The organism is Ruminococcus sp. MCC718, from assembly GCF_018783905.1.
Lineage (GTDB): Bacteria > Bacillota > Clostridia > Lachnospirales > Lachnospiraceae > Hominisplanchenecus > Hominisplanchenecus faecis.
Genome location: NZ_WQNP01000171.1, coordinates 1 through 14,180, shown reverse-complemented (window position 1 = coordinate 14,180; position 14,180 = coordinate 1). Strand labels below are relative to the sequence as shown.

14 protein-coding genes are annotated in these 14,180 nt (G+C 45.6%); 5 read left to right on the top strand and 9 right to left on the bottom strand.

Translation table 11 applies throughout. From position 1 onward, the window contains the following. Nucleotides 1-59: 59 nt before the first annotated feature. Nucleotides 60-701: a redox-sensing transcriptional repressor Rex gene (locus tag GPK60_RS13770; RefSeq protein WP_022119733.1), complete on the bottom strand. Its 642-nt coding sequence runs from the start codon at nt 699-701 to the stop codon at nt 60-62. A gap of 102 nt (nt 702-803) precedes the next feature. After that, nucleotides 804-2,123, bottom strand: a complete 1,320-nt coding sequence (locus tag GPK60_RS13765) for an aspartate kinase (RefSeq protein ID WP_173866497.1) — start codon at nt 2,121-2,123, stop codon at nt 804-806. Between the two features lie 201 nt (nt 2,124-2,324). Between GPK60_RS13765 and GPK60_RS13760 the strand changes: the two genes are divergently transcribed. Then, nucleotides 2,325-4,250, top strand: coding sequence for an ABC-F family ATP-binding cassette domain-containing protein (locus GPK60_RS13760; RefSeq protein WP_215660764.1), 1,926 nt, complete (start codon nt 2,325-2,327; stop codon nt 4,248-4,250). Nucleotides 4,251-4,342: 92 nt separating this feature from the next. Here the strand turns inward: GPK60_RS13760 and GPK60_RS13755 are convergent, their stop codons facing one another. The 4 genes from GPK60_RS13755 to GPK60_RS13740 all read right to left on the bottom strand — a co-directional run bounded on the left by GPK60_RS13755 (nt 4,343) and on the right by GPK60_RS13740 (nt 8,644). Then, nucleotides 4,343-5,551 carry an NADP-dependent isocitrate dehydrogenase gene (locus GPK60_RS13755; RefSeq protein ID WP_022118808.1) on the bottom strand — a complete coding sequence of 403 codons (1,209 nt, stop codon included), beginning with the start codon at nt 5,549-5,551 and terminating at the stop codon, nt 4,343-4,345. Nucleotides 5,552-5,584: 33 nt separating this feature from the next. Further along, nucleotides 5,585-6,265, bottom strand: a complete 681-nt coding sequence (locus GPK60_RS13750; protein ID WP_022118807.1) for a GntR family transcriptional regulator — start codon at nt 6,263-6,265, stop codon at nt 5,585-5,587. 13 nt (nt 6,266-6,278) lie between these two features. Then, nucleotides 6,279-7,670 (bottom strand): hMGL-like protein, encoded by a 1,392-nt coding sequence (locus GPK60_RS13745; protein ID WP_022118806.1) that lies wholly within the window; start codon nt 7,668-7,670, stop codon nt 6,279-6,281. 71 nt (nt 7,671-7,741) lie between these two features. Beyond that, nucleotides 7,742-8,644: a S8 family peptidase gene (locus GPK60_RS13740; RefSeq protein WP_346727798.1), complete on the bottom strand. Its 903-nt coding sequence runs from the start codon at nt 8,642-8,644 to the stop codon at nt 7,742-7,744. A gap of 47 nt (nt 8,645-8,691) precedes the next feature. Here GPK60_RS13740 and GPK60_RS13735 point away from each other — a divergent pair, with 47 nt between their 5' ends. Together GPK60_RS13735 and GPK60_RS13730 are read left to right on the top strand one after the other, a co-directional pair. Beyond that, nucleotides 8,692-10,422: a S8 family peptidase gene (locus GPK60_RS13735; RefSeq protein ID WP_173866494.1), complete on the top strand. Its 1,731-nt coding sequence runs from the start codon at nt 8,692-8,694 to the stop codon at nt 10,420-10,422. A 57-nt stretch (nt 10,423-10,479) separates the two neighbouring features. After that, nucleotides 10,480-10,734 carry a chorion class high-cysteine HCB protein 13 gene (locus tag GPK60_RS13730; protein WP_147631504.1) on the top strand — a complete coding sequence of 85 codons (255 nt, stop codon included), beginning with the start codon at nt 10,480-10,482 and terminating at the stop codon, nt 10,732-10,734. Nucleotides 10,735-10,765: 31 nt separating this feature from the next. Here the strand turns inward: GPK60_RS13730 and GPK60_RS15590 are convergent, their stop codons facing one another. Then, nucleotides 10,766-10,900 (bottom strand): hypothetical protein, encoded by a 135-nt coding sequence (locus GPK60_RS15590; RefSeq protein ID WP_022118802.1) that lies wholly within the window; start codon nt 10,898-10,900, stop codon nt 10,766-10,768. A gap of 161 nt (nt 10,901-11,061) precedes the next feature. Between GPK60_RS15590 and GPK60_RS13725 the strand changes: the two genes are divergently transcribed. Further along, on the top strand, nt 11,062-11,514 hold the full coding sequence (locus tag GPK60_RS13725) for a hypothetical protein (RefSeq protein WP_215660761.1): 453 nt from the start codon (nt 11,062-11,064) through the stop codon (nt 11,512-11,514). After that, entirely contained in the window at nt 11,507-11,764 is a 258-nt protein-coding gene (locus tag GPK60_RS13720) for a hypothetical protein (RefSeq protein WP_215660758.1), read from the top strand. Before GPK60_RS13725 ends, GPK60_RS13720 begins: the two co-directional genes overlap by 8 nt. A gap of 53 nt (nt 11,765-11,817) precedes the next feature. Here the strand turns inward: GPK60_RS13720 and GPK60_RS13715 are convergent, their stop codons facing one another. After that, nucleotides 11,818-13,074, bottom strand: a complete 1,257-nt coding sequence (locus GPK60_RS13715; protein WP_173866492.1) for a competence/damage-inducible protein A — start codon at nt 13,072-13,074, stop codon at nt 11,818-11,820. Nucleotides 13,075-13,097: 23 nt separating this feature from the next. After that, a complete protein-coding gene (gene pgsA, locus GPK60_RS13710; protein WP_022118798.1) occupies nt 13,098-13,634 on the bottom strand; it encodes a CDP-diacylglycerol--glycerol-3-phosphate 3-phosphatidyltransferase in 537 nt (178 codons plus the stop codon). Nucleotides 13,635-14,180 lie beyond the last annotated feature (546 nt).

Here is a 14,180-nt window from a genome sequence, read left to right as displayed (position 1 = left end):
TCCTGTCTGCCCGTCCAAATGGAATATACAGTTTTCTTTTTTTTTTCTCTGCGTTCTTTTTATTTATGTTCTCTGCTGTAGCGGCTGATATTGTAAGACAGCTGCATCAGGCTTTCCGAAAGATGTACGTTTTCGATGATCACATCTTCCGGCAGATGAAGATCCGTATGGGCAAAATTCCAGATTGCACGGATGCCGTGATCCACCAGAAAGTCTGCCATTTCCTTTGCATACTGTTTCGGAAGTGTCAGGGCTGCGATCTGAATGTCATGCTCCTGCAAAAAAGCAGGAAGCTCGTCTGTCATACGGATCACAATTCCTCTGACTGCAACGCCTTTCAGCTTTGGATTTACATCGAACAGCCCTTTGACCAGAAAACCGTTTTTTTCAAATTTTACATAATTTGCAAGAGCCTGTCCGAGATTTCCGGCACCGATGATGATCATATTGTAATCCTGATCCAGACCCAGGATCTTCCCGATCTCCGTATGTAAATGTTTTACATTATAACCATATCCCTGCTGGCCGAATCCACCGAAATTATTGAGATCCTGCCGGATCTGGGATGCTGTTACCTGCATGCGTTCGCTCAGCTCGCCGGATGAGATCCGCTCCGTACCGGATTCCAGCAGCTCACCGAGATAACGGTAATACCGTGGCAGTCTTTTGATGACCGCTCTTGAAATTTCTTTCTCTTCCACTTGCATACCTCCCTGTCAAATGCTGTTGTATAGTAACGTAAAAGACGGGCACACAAGATCCCTGCCATGTCCGCCGCAGGTTTTGTGTACCCTCTTTGATTTTTAGAGCTGTACGGTTACAAAAATATCATAGATTGATTTGATCGCACGCTCGAAATCCTGATTGCTCACACCGATGATGATGTTCATCTCACTGGAACCCTGATCGATCATCTTGACATTGATACTTGCATGTGCCAGTGCGGAAAAAATACGTCCCGCTGTTCCACGCTGAGATTTCATGCCACGACCTACGACTGCGATCAGTGCCAGGTCAGATTCCAGATTGACAGAATCCGGATTGACAGCACGGTGGATACCGGCCAGTACCTTCTGCTCGGTCTCTTCGAATTCGGACTGATGTACGAATACCGTCATGGTATCGATTCCGGAAGGCATATGCTCGATGGAGATACCATTGTCTTCGAATACGGTCAGGACTTTGCGGCAGAATCCGATTTCGGAGTTCATCATATCTTTTTCGATGTTGATGGCTGCAAATCCTTTCTTTCCGGCAATACCGGTGATCGTATAACGCGGTTTTCTGCAGGTACTTTCAACGATCAGCGTACCAGGATCCTGAGGACGGTTGGTATTGCGGATGTTGATCGGGATACCTTCCTGTCTTACCGGGAAGATGGCTTCTTCATGAAGCACGGTAGCACCCATGTATGCCAGCTCGCGAAGCTCTACATAAGTGATAGTATCGATCACTTTCGGATTTTTGATGATACGTGGATCTGTGATCAGGAAACCGGATACATCGGTCCAGTTCTCATACAGATCAGCATGGACTGCTTTTGCGATCAGAGAACCTGTGATATCGGATCCGCCTCTGGAGAAGGTTGTTACCTTTCCTTCTGCGGTTGCACCATAAAATCCAGGAATGACTGCATTGTCACATTCTGCCAGGCGTGCAGAAAGCTTTTCATTGGTTGTTTCTGCATCAAATGTGCCGTCTTCATGGAAAACGATCACTTCAGCTGCATCGATAAATTCATATCCCAGGTAATTTGCCATGATGATACCGTTTAAGTATTCTCCTCTGGAAGCAGCATAATTGGAACCTGCCAGTTTTTTAAAGTTTTCGGAGATCACTTCAAACTGATCATCCAAAGACAGGGAAAGTCCGAGACCGTTTATGATCTCCATGTATCTTTCACGGATCGCAGCAATTGAAGCTGTGATGTCTTCTTTTTTCTCTGCTTTTGCGTAGCATGCATAAAGCATATCCGTTACCTTGATATCTCCATCAAACCGTTTGCCCGGAGCAGACGGAACAACATATTTTCTTCCTTTATCAGCACGGATGATATCTCCTACTTTTTTAAACTGTTCTGCACTTGCAAGAGAACTTCCACCAAATTTTACTACTTTTCTCATGCTTTTTATTCCTCCTAAATTCCGCATCTGTCTGTCACGCAAATATACGCTGTCTTTAATCATACCGCAAAATATGCGGTTCGTCCAGAGCATTTTTTGAAATTTGCTGGTGCAAAAAGCAGAAATATGCTATGATAATACGAGTCAGGGTCTTCGCAGACACAAATTATTTTTGTAAAATATATACACTTGGAGGAATTTATGATTTTAGCCTGTCAGAATATTAATAAGGCATTTGGCACAAATGTGATCTTGAAAGATGCCTCATTTCATATAGAAGAAAAAGAAAAAGCAGCCATTGTCGGCATCAACGGTGCCGGAAAATCTACACTGCTCAAGATCATCATGAAGCAGATCCCGGCAGATTCCGGAGAAGTGATCCTAGCAAAAGACCGCACGATCGGTTATCTTGCCCAGCACGAAGCGGTATCTTCCGGAAACACGATCTACGAAGAGCTTCTGGAGGTAAAGCAGGATATTTTTGAGCTGGAGCGTCATATCCGCACGCTGGAACTTCAGATGAAATCCCAGAGCGGCGGGGAGCTGGAACAGACGCTGGAGCTTTATAATCGTCTGAACACGGAATTTGAACAGAAAAACGGCTATGCCTGCAAAAGTGAGATTGTCGGTGTGTTAAAAGGGCTTGGATTTATGGAAGATGAATTTTCCAAGCAGGTCGATACCCTCTCCGGCGGACAGAAAACAAGGGTTGCCCTTGGCAAGCTTCTGCTCGCAAAGCCGGATCTGATCCTGCTTGACGAGCCGACCAACCACCTCGATATGCAGTCAATCGCATGGCTGGAAAATTTTCTGATCAATTACAGCGGTGCCGTGATCATCGTAGCCCATGACCGTTATTTCTTAAACCGTGTCGTAAGCAAGGTTATTGAAATCGACCATGCGAAGGCGACCACGTTTCTTGGCAATTATTCTGCTTATTCTGAGAAAAAAGCCCAGCTGCGTGATTCCCAGTTAAAAGTATGGATGAACCAGCAGCGTGAGATCAAACATCAGCAGGAAGTCATAGACAAACTGAAGTCCTTTAACCGTGAAAAATCAATCAAACGTGCGGAAAGTCGTGAGAAAATGCTAGAGAAAATGGAAGTCCTGGATCGCCCGGATACGGAAGTGCAGGAATTAAAGCTTTCTCTGGAACCGAGATTTCCAAGTGGAAATGATGTGCTGCGTGTCGAAGGTCTTGCGAAATCATTTGGAGACCACACGCTCTTTACGGATCTGGATTTTGAGATCAAACGAGGCGAACGTGTGGCACTGATCGGCAATAATGGAACCGGAAAGACTACGATCTTAAAGATCATCAATGAGCTTTTGGCTGCAGATGCCGGAAGTTTTACGCTTGGAAGCAAGGTGTGTATCGGTTATTATGATCAGGAACATCATGTCCTTCATATGGAAAAGACGCTGTTTGAAGAGATTTCCGATGATTATCCGACACTGACTAACACGGAAATCCGTAATGTGCTGGCAGCCTTTTTATTTACCGGAGATGATGTTTTCAAACGGATCTCTGATCTGAGCGGTGGCGAGCGGGGCCGCGTTTCTCTTGCCAAACTGATGTTGTCGGAAGCCAACTTCCTGATACTGGACGAGCCGACCAACCACCTTGATATTTTATCAAAAGAGATCCTGGAGCAGGCACTGAACCGCTATACCGGAACAGTTTTCTATGTATCGCATGACCGATACTTTATCAACCAGACGGCAACCAGGATCCTGGAGCTGACCGGAAATACGCTGGTCAATTATATCGGAAATTATGATTATTATCTGGAAAAGAAAGATGAGCTCACCAAAATCTATGTGCCGTCTGCCACAGAAGAAGAAACTGCTTCTCTTCCATCTTCTTCTGCGGAAACTGCCGGAAAACTGACCTGGCAGCAGCAGAAAGAAGAGCAGGCACGCATCCGCAAACGTCAGAATGAACTGAAGAAAACGGAAGACCGCATCCATGTGCTGGAAGTCCGTGATAAAGAGATCGATGAGCTGATGATGCAGGAAGAAGTGTTTACAAACGTGGCAAAATGTGTGGAATTAAATAAAGAAAAAACAGCGATCAATGAAGAACTGGAACAGCTCTACGAACGCTGGGAAGAACTGGCAGAATAAAACAAAAAGCATCGGAGAATGAAAGGTACTTTCTTCCCCGGTGCTTTTTTATAGAAATATAAAAATGCGTTATGTACTTTTTACACGTTCTTTTACAGATTCTTATCCAGCTCTTCACGTACTGCCTTGATAAATCCTTCGCTGTTCAGAACGGTAGGATTTTCAATGCTGGTGATCAGTGCCAGGTCTTTTGTCATCTTTCCGCTTTCAATCGTGGTAAGGGTTGCTTTTTCCAGTTTGTCTGCAAATACGCCAAGCTGCGGAATCTTATCCAGCTCACCGCGTTTGCGGAGTGCCCCGGTCCATGCAAAGATCGTTGCCACGGAGTTCGTGGATGTTTCTTCGCCTTTCAGGTATTTATAATAGTGACGCTGAACCGTTCCGTGAGCTGCTTCGTACTCGAAATTGCCGTCCGGTGATACCAGTACGGAAGTCATCATCGCCAGTGAACCAAAGGCAGAAGAAACCATGTCGCTCATAACATCACCGTCATAGTTTTTGCATGCCCAGATAAATCCGCCTTCTGCTTTCATGACACGGGCAACTGCGTCATCGATCAGAGTATAGAAATAAGTAATACCTGCCTCTGCAAAACGTTCTTTATACTCTTTTTCGTAGGTTTCCTGGAAAATATCCTTGAAGGTGTGATCGTATTTTTTGGAAATCGTATCTTTGGTAGCAAACCAGAGATCCTGTTTGGTATCCAGTGCATAGTTGAAGCAGCTCTTTGCAAAACTGCGGATGGATTTCTCTGTATTGTGCATGCCCTGCAGAACACCAGGACCGTCAAATTCATGGATCAGTTCTCTTGTCTCGGTACCATCCTCTGCGGTAAAGACCAGTTCTGCTTTTCCGGCACAAGGTACTTTGATCTCAGAAGCTTTGTAAACGTCACCATAAGCATGTCTTGCCAGTGTGATTGGCTTTTTCCAGTTGCGTACGCATGGTTCGATGCCCTTTACAACGATCGGTGTACGGAAAACCGTTCCGTCCATGATCGCACGGATCGTACCGTTCGGACTCTTCCACATTTCTTTCAGATTGTATTCCGTCATGCGGGCTGCGTTTGGAGTGATCGTTGCACATTTTACAGCCACGCCGTATTTTTTGTTTGCCAGTGCACTGTCAATGGTAACCTGGTCGTTCGTCTCATTTCTGTGCTCCAGTCCCAAATCATAGTATTCGGTTTTCAGGTCGATATACGGGAGCAGAAGCTCATCCTTGATCATTTTCCAGAGGATACGGGTCATCTCGTCTCCGTCCATTTCAACCAGTGGTGTTGTCATTTTGATTTTGTCCATGATGTCCTCCTTTGACTTATCAGAAAGCTGATTTTATTCCTCATCGGAAGAAACGTCGCCTCCGGGCTGTTCTTCCAGAAGTTTTTCGATTTTGGTATAATGATGGTTTTTGATTGAATTTAATATATGTCTGGTTGCCAGGCGGTCTGCTTCATCGGCATTGTGGGCTTTGATGGCTTCCATAACAGCCATATGTTCTTTTGTGGACTGTTCTGCCCTTGCTTCTTTTTTCAGGGCGTTTTTGCGCACCTGCTGTACATACTGATGGAAGATCTTCAGTTCATGTTCCAGAATCTTACTTTTGCATGCTTCGTAGAGCAGACTGTGAAAACGGCTGTCCAGTTTAAAGAGCTGATCGTAATGTCCCTGCTCTTCATGAAATGCAGTCAGCATCATGGTCTCTTCCATTTCTTCCAGTGTGGATTCATCGATCCGCTCTGCCGCCATCCTGGCACAAAGCCCCTCCAGCCTTGCACGGATCAGGTAAATATCCTGTACATCCTGTTCGGAGATTCCGTTGACGAAAGCACCGCGATTGGGGATGATCGTTACCAGACCTTCCAGTTCCAGCTGACGAAGTGCCTCTCTGACCGGTGTTCTGGAAACACCGATCTCTTTTCCGACTGCAGTTTCCCGCAGTTCATCGCCATGTTTATAATGACCGTTTAAAATGTTTTCACGAAGTTTTTGATAAACCAATTCATAACTGCTCAAAATACGCTACCTCTTATACTAACGCAATGGAAAGCTTTTTGCAACTTTCATCGATTACTTTTACCAGTTCGTTATCGGTGATCACGGTGACACGGCCCTCTTCGTACTGTTTGTCCACCCATTCTTTTACCATAGACACAAGAGGCATATCCTTTGTCAGTTTTTTCTCATCCGGCAGGCGGTAATAACTGTTGATCCAGTGTGCAATTCCGGCAAGCCCGGATGTATTGGATACAGCCACCATGGCCGGGCGGTTCAGGAATTTCTGAGTATTAAAAATGTTGTAAATCTCTTCGTTTTTCAGAAGTCCGTCCGCATGGATGCCGGCTCTTGTTACATTAAAGTTGCTTCCGACAAACGGTGTACGGGATGGAATATGATAACCGATCTCTTTTTCATAATAATCTGCCATCTCTGTGATGACGGTGGTGTCCATGCCGTCGAGGGTACCGCGAAGCTGTGCATATTCAAACACCATTGCCTCCAGCGGAGTATTTCCGGTACGTTCTCCGATACCGAACAGAGAACAGTTGACTCCGCTCGCACCGTAGAGCCATGCCGTTGTGGAATTGCTGACAGCCTTGTAAAAATCGTTGTGACCATGCCATTCGATCATTTCAGAAGGAACACCGGCATGGACCATCAGACCGTAAATGATACCCTGTACGGAACGCGGGATCACAGCACCGGCATAATTGACACCATAACCCATGGTATCGCAGCAGCGGACTTTGATCGGGATCTGATATTCTTTGGACAGTTTCATCAGCTCCAGACAGAACGGAATGACATAACCGTAGATATCTGCTCTTGTGATATCCTCCAGATGGCATCTCGGGCTGACACCGATCTCCAGACATTCACGGACAACACTCAAGTAATGCTCCATGGCTTCTTTTCGTGTCATTCTCATCTTATAAAAAATATGATAGTCAGAGCAGCTTACCAGAATACCGGTTTCTTTCAGTCCCATATCACGGACCAGTTCGAAATCCTTTTTGCTGGCACGGATCCAGCTTGTGATCTCAGGAAATTCATAACCCTGCTCCAGACATTTGTAAACAGCATCCCGGTCTTTTTTGCTGTACAGGAAAAATTCGCACTGACGGATCTTTCCTTTCGGACCTCCAAGCCGATGCATATAATCATAGATACGTACGATCTGTTCGGTTGTGTACGGTGCACGTGACTGCTGTCCGTCGCGGAAGGTAGTATCTGTGATCCAGATCTCGTCCGGCATATGATGCGGAACGATACGGTCATTGAATGCGATCTTCGGAACTTCTTCGTATGGGAACAGATTGTGGAACACATTCGGTGTCTTGACATCAACCAGCGGGTACATATGCTCCTCAAGCTGTAACAGGTTTGTGTGCGAATCAAATTTTACTTTTCTGTTTTCCATTTATATTACCTTCCTTGACTTGTAGATTCGGCGTTTTGCCCTTTTTGCATAATTGTATACAATTATACCATTTATGTCAAGAGTAAATTTACATCAATCATGCCCCATCCCTGCTGATATTTCGGCAGATTCAGATTTCGGGCACAATTTTTAAGACGCATTTTCACTTCCACGTTTGTAAGATGTGGTTCTTTTTCCAGAAGCAGGGCGATCGCACCGGAGACAACGGGTGCTGCCATGGAGGTACCGCTTTTGATACAGTATTTTCTGCCGTCCAGATACCAGGTGCTGCTGCAGGATCGGATGTTTGATCCGGGAGCCGTGATCTCCGGTTTGCAGATACATTCCTGTGTCGGTCCTCTCCCGGAATAGCAGCCGCCCGGAAAAATGCAGTCATCAAAGGCTCCGACTGTGATCACTTTCTTGTTGGTTCCTGGAACTGTTACACTGCCGGCGTGTGGCCCCATATTACCGGCAGCAACCACCACCACAAGTCCGGCATCCCAGGCATGTTCCATACATTCTGCCAGTACGGCATTCTTTTCCTTCAGGCTGTTCACCGCACCGACGGAAACATTTAAAATTTTTATATGATAGCGGTTTTTGTTTTTCAAAATCCAGGACACACTGGATAACACCTGTTCCCGCATGCCGTTCCCATGGTAGTCAAGTACCTTTGCACTTACAATCCCGGCTCCCGGTGCCATTCCGGCATACTGGCCTCTGGAAAGCTGTCCGCTCCCGCAGCAGATCCCTGCCACATGTGTGCCGTGCCCACTGTCGTCGTACGGATATTTTTTCCCGTTCTGAAAATCACGGAAAGCAAGGATCCTGCCCTGCAGATCCGGATGCATGCTGATACCGGTATCTAAAAAGGCTACCGTAACGCCTTTTCCTGTGAGATGTCTTTGATATGCAGATGTGGCATTGGTTTTTCGTCTGACCTGATCCATAAGTGTCCACCGTTTTTTCATTACTATACTATATGTTGCTTTTCACTCATAAGATAATGGAAATGACGATGGAAAGAGGAATCTTTATGCCTGTTTCCACTACAGAAAAGATTCTGTCGGAGGATTATTTTGATCTGATTGTCCCCATTACCGGTTCCGATACTGATTTTGAAGAGGCATTTTTCCGATTCGGGGCACAGGCGGCTGTTCCAGGATACGGTATCATTCACATTAACCGGCAGTTTCTTCCGGATAATATTCTGAATGTGATCGGATATTCCAATATTCCCAAACTTTATACCCTGATGGATACTTCTGCACTGGAAAGTTCCGGAATCCTAAAAGTGCAGACACAGCCGCTTCTTGGCTATCAGGGGGAAGGGGTTCTGATTGGTTTTCTGGATACTGGAATTGATTTTACGCATCCGGCATTTCGTACATCTGACGGAAGAAGCAGGATTTATCGCCTGTGGGATCAGACAATCCAAAGTGGAACAGCTCCGGATGGATTTTTCTACGGATCGGAGTATACAAACGAAAATCTGAATGCTGCGTTAAATCTGGAGGATCCGCTGGAAACTGTGCCAAGTGTGGATGAAAATGGTCATGGGAGCTTTCTTGCCAGTGTAGCAGCCGGAACAGCCCTTCCTTTGCAGGATTTTTCCGGTGCGGCACCCAAATCTGAAATTGTGGCAGTAAAACTGAAACCTGCCAAAGAGAATCTGCGGGATTTTTTCCTGATCCGTGAGTCAGCCGTCGCCTATCAGGAAACGGACATCATGCTGGCACTTCGCTATCTGCTTCAGTGTGCAAGGCAAGCTCAGAAACCACTTGTGATCTGTTTTGGGCTTGGAACCAATCAGGGAGACCACTCCGGGTATATGCCGCTTGCAGAGGCTCTTGATACCATAAGCCGCATGAATACTGTCTATGTCGTTTCTGCCGCCGGGAATGAGGCCGGGAGGGGACATCATTTTTACGGAAAAATGGAAAATACTTCCGATTATCAGAATGTCGAGGTACTTGTCCCGGAAAATGAGGGAGGATTTACCATGGAACTTTGGGCTTCGCCGCCGGATCTGTTTGCAGTCGGCATGATCTCACCGCTTGGAGAGACGATCCCGCCGATCCCACCAAGAGCCGGCTCTGTCACCAGCATTTCCTTTCTGCTGGAACAGACGGTGATCGAGGTCTCCTATGAGCCGGTGGAGATCGCATCCGGAGGTCAGCTTGTCTTTCTGAGAGTACAGAATCCAACACCCGGCATCTGGGGATTTCAAATCTATCCAAGGCAGATTTCTTCTGGTATTTTCCATATCTGGCTTCCGATTTCGGGATTTGCCATGGAAAATACCCGCTTTTTGAATTCCAATCCGGATACAACGATTGTCTGCCCGTCAAATGCAGAAGGAGTCATCACCTGTGCTGCTTATAACCATGCGACCGGAGGATTGTTCATCCAGTCCAGCCGCGGTTATACAAGAACCGGAAACATCAAACCGGATATCGCATCACCTGGCGTGGAGGTATACGGGGCACGCTCGTCTGCTTCGAAATTTGCAAAGCCGGGATTTGGCAGAGAGAGTGGAACCAGTATCTCGGCGGCACTGACAGCCGGGGCGACGGCACTTTTTGTCAACTGGGGACTGCAAAGTGATCCGCCCCGTTATTTTACAAATCGTGAGATCAAAAGCCTTTTGATCCGCGGTGCTACAAGAAGCAGCAATCTTCTTTATCCAAACCGCGAATGGGGCTATGGTACGTTAAATCTCTATCAGATTTTTCAGGTGCTTCTGTAACCACTTTTGTTTTACAACATATTATGAAGTGTAGATCAATTCCGGAGGAATGAAAACATGAGTGATGTAGCAGCTACAAACTGTGGATGCGGATGCGAAAACAATGGATGTGGAAACACAAACAACAATAATGGATGCAATTCCATTCTCTGGATCATCCTTCTGCTTTGCTGCTGTGGCAATGGAAATGGAATCGGCTGTGGAAACGGTCTTGGCGGCGACAACTGCTGTATCCTGATCGTACTGCTTCTCCTGTGCGGCTGTGGAAATGGAATCGGCTGCGGCAACGGATGCGGATGCTCCCTCTGCTAAAGATATTCCCCCGCCTGTTGGCGGGGGCTTTTTAATGTTCTTTTTTGGAGGATGTGCTGTCTTTTGGCTGGAATTCTTTTTTCTTCTTTTGCTCTTCTTTTTTTCTCATACATTCGTCATCTATCTCATAGAACGCATTTCCTTCTCTTACAATTTTCTGTCTCATCTCCTGGCCTTTCTTTTTTGGATACATTCTATTTTATGATACTGGAGGAAAAAGGTCAAAATCCACACGTGCCTGCATATAAGAGGATGCACGATCTGGCAAAGATGCTATACAGGATTCATATTCCGAGGATTCTGGCATATCTTACAGAGAGAGAAATTTTGGCAGGTGACAGGATGATGGAAGAACAGCAGGAAGAATCTTACCCGCTCACACCGATTGATAAGATTGCAAATGGAAATTCTCTTTTGATTCTGAAAGCATTGCTGCCCTATTTGCCGTCCCAAAAACAGGCAGGGGCTGCTTTTCTGGTTAAATGGATGGAAATCCAGAATATCCGGAATTATTACCATACACATCCTGCCGCTGATCTTACGGCAATGGCACTTCCTTCTCATTCCGTAACCGATCTGTTTCAGAGCATTGCACCTTTTTGCCGGAGAGGACAGAGGGAAATGATGGAACAGTTTCAGAGCATGATGGAGATGATGAAGTTACTGGAAACGATGCAGGATTTTTCGGGAGGGGAAAATAACGATGAGCAATCAGAATCCGAGTTCAGAAAATCTACAGAATGGATCACTGAACCAGAACAAAACCTCATGGATGAATGACAGCAGGCTTTCCGGCATTGATCCGGCAAAGCTGCAGATGCTCTTTTCTATGAGCGGCCAGGGGGCATCGAAAAGTCAGAATGAACTGATGCCGTTTCTTATGGCTGTCGCCACACGTTCCAGGCAAAACGGTATGACCTTTACACCGGAAGAAACCAATCTGATCATAGAAGTTATGAAACAGGGAAAATCAAAAGAAGAAATAGCCAGGATTGAAAAAATCCGCATGATGATGCGTCTGATCAAATAACAGAAGCATAAAAAAGCTTCCAGACGGATTTCTCCGAAATGGAAGCTTTTGTTTTATTTTCCAGCGGTTTCTTTTTCCAGGATACAGCTGCGAAGTAAGGTCAGGGCATTGACCGTAGAAAGCTCACGGATCTTCTGACGGTTTCCTTTGAAATGAAATTCCCTGATGCGAAGTTCATTCTGATATGCACATGCGATATAGACAAGCCCGACCGGCGTCGTTTCTGTCCCTCCGTCCGGACCTGCAAGTCCGGTGATGGAAACGCAGATATCGGAACCAGTGATAAATGCTCCATTTTTGGCCATTTCTTTGGCTGTCTTTTCACTGACCGCCCCATATGTTTTCAGCGTGTTCTTTTTTACATCGAGCAATTTCCGCTTTGCACGGTTGGAATAGGCAACAAATCCCTGCTTGAACACTTCTGAAACACCGGAAACATTGGTCAGTCTTGCTGAGAGCATACCACCTGTACAGGATTCGGCTGTCGTAAGTGTCAGATTTTTCTCTTTTAAAAGTGCCACAATGCTCTCTTCCAGTGTCGTTGCCTCATCTGTCGCATAAATATGACTGCCGAAGCGTTTTTTCAATTCTTTGAGCATCGGTTTTACCAGCTTTCTGGCTTCTTTTTCATCCGAGGCTCTGGCAGTCACACGCAAATGGACTTCGCCTGTTTTGGCGTAAGTGGCAATCGTTGGATTTTCCTGTGCCTCGATCAGATCGAGAATCTCTGTTTCTACCAGGCTCTCTCCCACACCGCACAATTTCACCATGACGGAATAAATAGTTTCCGGCTGCAGTCTGTTCAGATAAGGAAAAATATCCTGATGAAACATCGGGATCAGCTCATTTGGCGGACCTGGGAGCAGGATCATGGACTTTCCATCTTTTTCCATGATAATGCCGGGTGCAGTTCCGTTGTGGTTGTCGATGACGATGCATCCTTCCGGAACCAGAGCCTGTTTCCAGTTGTTGTCTGTGATAATTTTAAACGGACTGTTTTTAAAATATTCTTCGATGCGTTCTTTGCTGTGTGCATCTTCTACCAGTGGAAACCCCATCACAGCAGCAGCCGTCTCTTTGGTCAGATCGTCCTGTGTCGGACCAAGTCCGCCGCAGAGGATCACGATATCAGAACGGTCAAGTGCCGTCCGGATCGTTTCTTTTAATCGCTCTTCATTATCTCCGACCACAGACTGATGATACATGGATAATCCAAGCATGGCACACTGTCTGGCCAGAAAAGCAGCGTTTGTATTGACAATGTTTCCAAGCAGCAGTTCTGTTCCAACACATACCAGTTCTACAACCATGTTGTAAACCTCCTAACGTATTTTTAATTCTGCATTTTCAGAACCTGTTTGTTTTTGGCGATATAATCCACAAGTGATACTACGGTAAGGACCAGTGCAAGATAGATCATCACCTGACCGATCATATCAAAAACACCGCCAAAGTCTGCAACCAGAAGAATGATCATGATCATTTGAGAGATTGTTTTTGCTTTGCCCCACCAGCTTGCGGCAATCACAATGCCATTATCTGCTGCGATCAGACGGAATCCGCTGATGATAAATTCGCGGCTGATGATAATGATCACGATCCAGCTTGGAAGGCGATCCAGATCCATAAGGCAGATCATTGCAGCACATACCAGCAGTTTATCTGCGAGCGGATCCATAAATTTTCCGAAATTTGTGACCTGATTGTTCTTTCTTGCAAGATAACCGTCCAGAGTATCGGTCAGGCTCGCTGCAATAAAAATACCGAGTGCAATATACTTATCCACACTTGTGATATCGCCGAGCATAAACAGTACAAAAAACGGAATCATAATGACGCGAAGAACCGTTAACGTATTTGGCACATTCATTTTGTTTTCTCCTGTCTTTGAAATATAGTGAATGATGCGGCTGACATCATTCTGTGAGCCATAGGTGGCACTTTTGCAAATCCCAGAAACACAGGTGCGTATACAGACATCTGTTTTGCACCTGTTTCTCCCTTGACCCATTCTAAACAATTATACGGCAAGAAAACCTATTTGTCCACTGTTCTGCTTCTTTTTTGCCAAAACCATGAAATGGTGTAAGGAATACATTGCTTTTCATCAGAAATTATAGTAAAATATTTTGGATGTTGGGGTCAAAAGATGCCATACGAATTGTTCCGTACTTCGTACTCCCACAATTCTACCAAATATTCGCATATCGTGAAGCTTACGCTCCACTTTTATGCTCATATCGGGGCGGGTCATTAAGCCATAAAACCACTCCTGTGCAAGCACATCGTGGTTTCAGGCTTTTGACCCTGGCATCATATTTTGTCAAGGGACATTAATTAAGCCTGCAAATAAAAAGTCAAGGCTAAATTGAAGAACATTGAAAATTTTATACAGGTTGAAAATTAGGTATCAAAA

Excerpts from the sequence above, each read along its gene's own strand:
- GPK60_RS13765 (WP_173866497.1), bottom strand. The coding sequence starts at position 2,123 with ATGAGAAAAGTAGTAAAATTTGGTGGAAGTTCTCTTGCAAGTGCAGAA.
- GPK60_RS13760 (WP_215660764.1), top strand. The coding sequence starts at position 2,325 with ATGATTTTAGCCTGTCAGAATATTAATAAGGCATTTGGCACAAATGTG.
- GPK60_RS13755 (WP_022118808.1), bottom strand. The coding sequence starts at position 5,551 with ATGGACAAAATCAAAATGACAACACCACTGGTTGAAATGGACGGAGAC.
- GPK60_RS13745 (WP_022118806.1), bottom strand. The coding sequence starts at position 7,670 with ATGGAAAACAGAAAAGTAAAATTTGATTCGCACACAAACCTGTTACAG.
- GPK60_RS13740 (WP_346727798.1), bottom strand. The coding sequence starts at position 8,644 with ATGAAAAAACGGTGGACACTTATGGATCAGGTCAGACGAAAAACCAAT.
- GPK60_RS13735 (WP_173866494.1), top strand. The coding sequence starts at position 8,692 with ATGGAAAGAGGAATCTTTATGCCTGTTTCCACTACAGAAAAGATTCTG.
- GPK60_RS13730 (WP_147631504.1), top strand. The coding sequence starts at position 10,480 with ATGAGTGATGTAGCAGCTACAAACTGTGGATGCGGATGCGAAAACAAT.
- GPK60_RS15590 (WP_022118802.1), bottom strand. The coding sequence starts at position 10,900 with ATGAGACAGAAAATTGTAAGAGAAGGAAATGCGTTCTATGAGATAGAT.
- GPK60_RS13720 (WP_215660758.1), top strand. The coding sequence starts at position 11,507 with ATGAATGACAGCAGGCTTTCCGGCATTGATCCGGCAAAGCTGCAGATG.
- GPK60_RS13715 (WP_173866492.1), bottom strand. The coding sequence starts at position 13,074 with ATGGTTGTAGAACTGGTATGTGTTGGAACAGAACTGCTGCTTGGAAAC.
- pgsA (WP_022118798.1), bottom strand. The coding sequence starts at position 13,634 with ATGAATGTGCCAAATACGTTAACGGTTCTTCGCGTCATTATGATTCCG.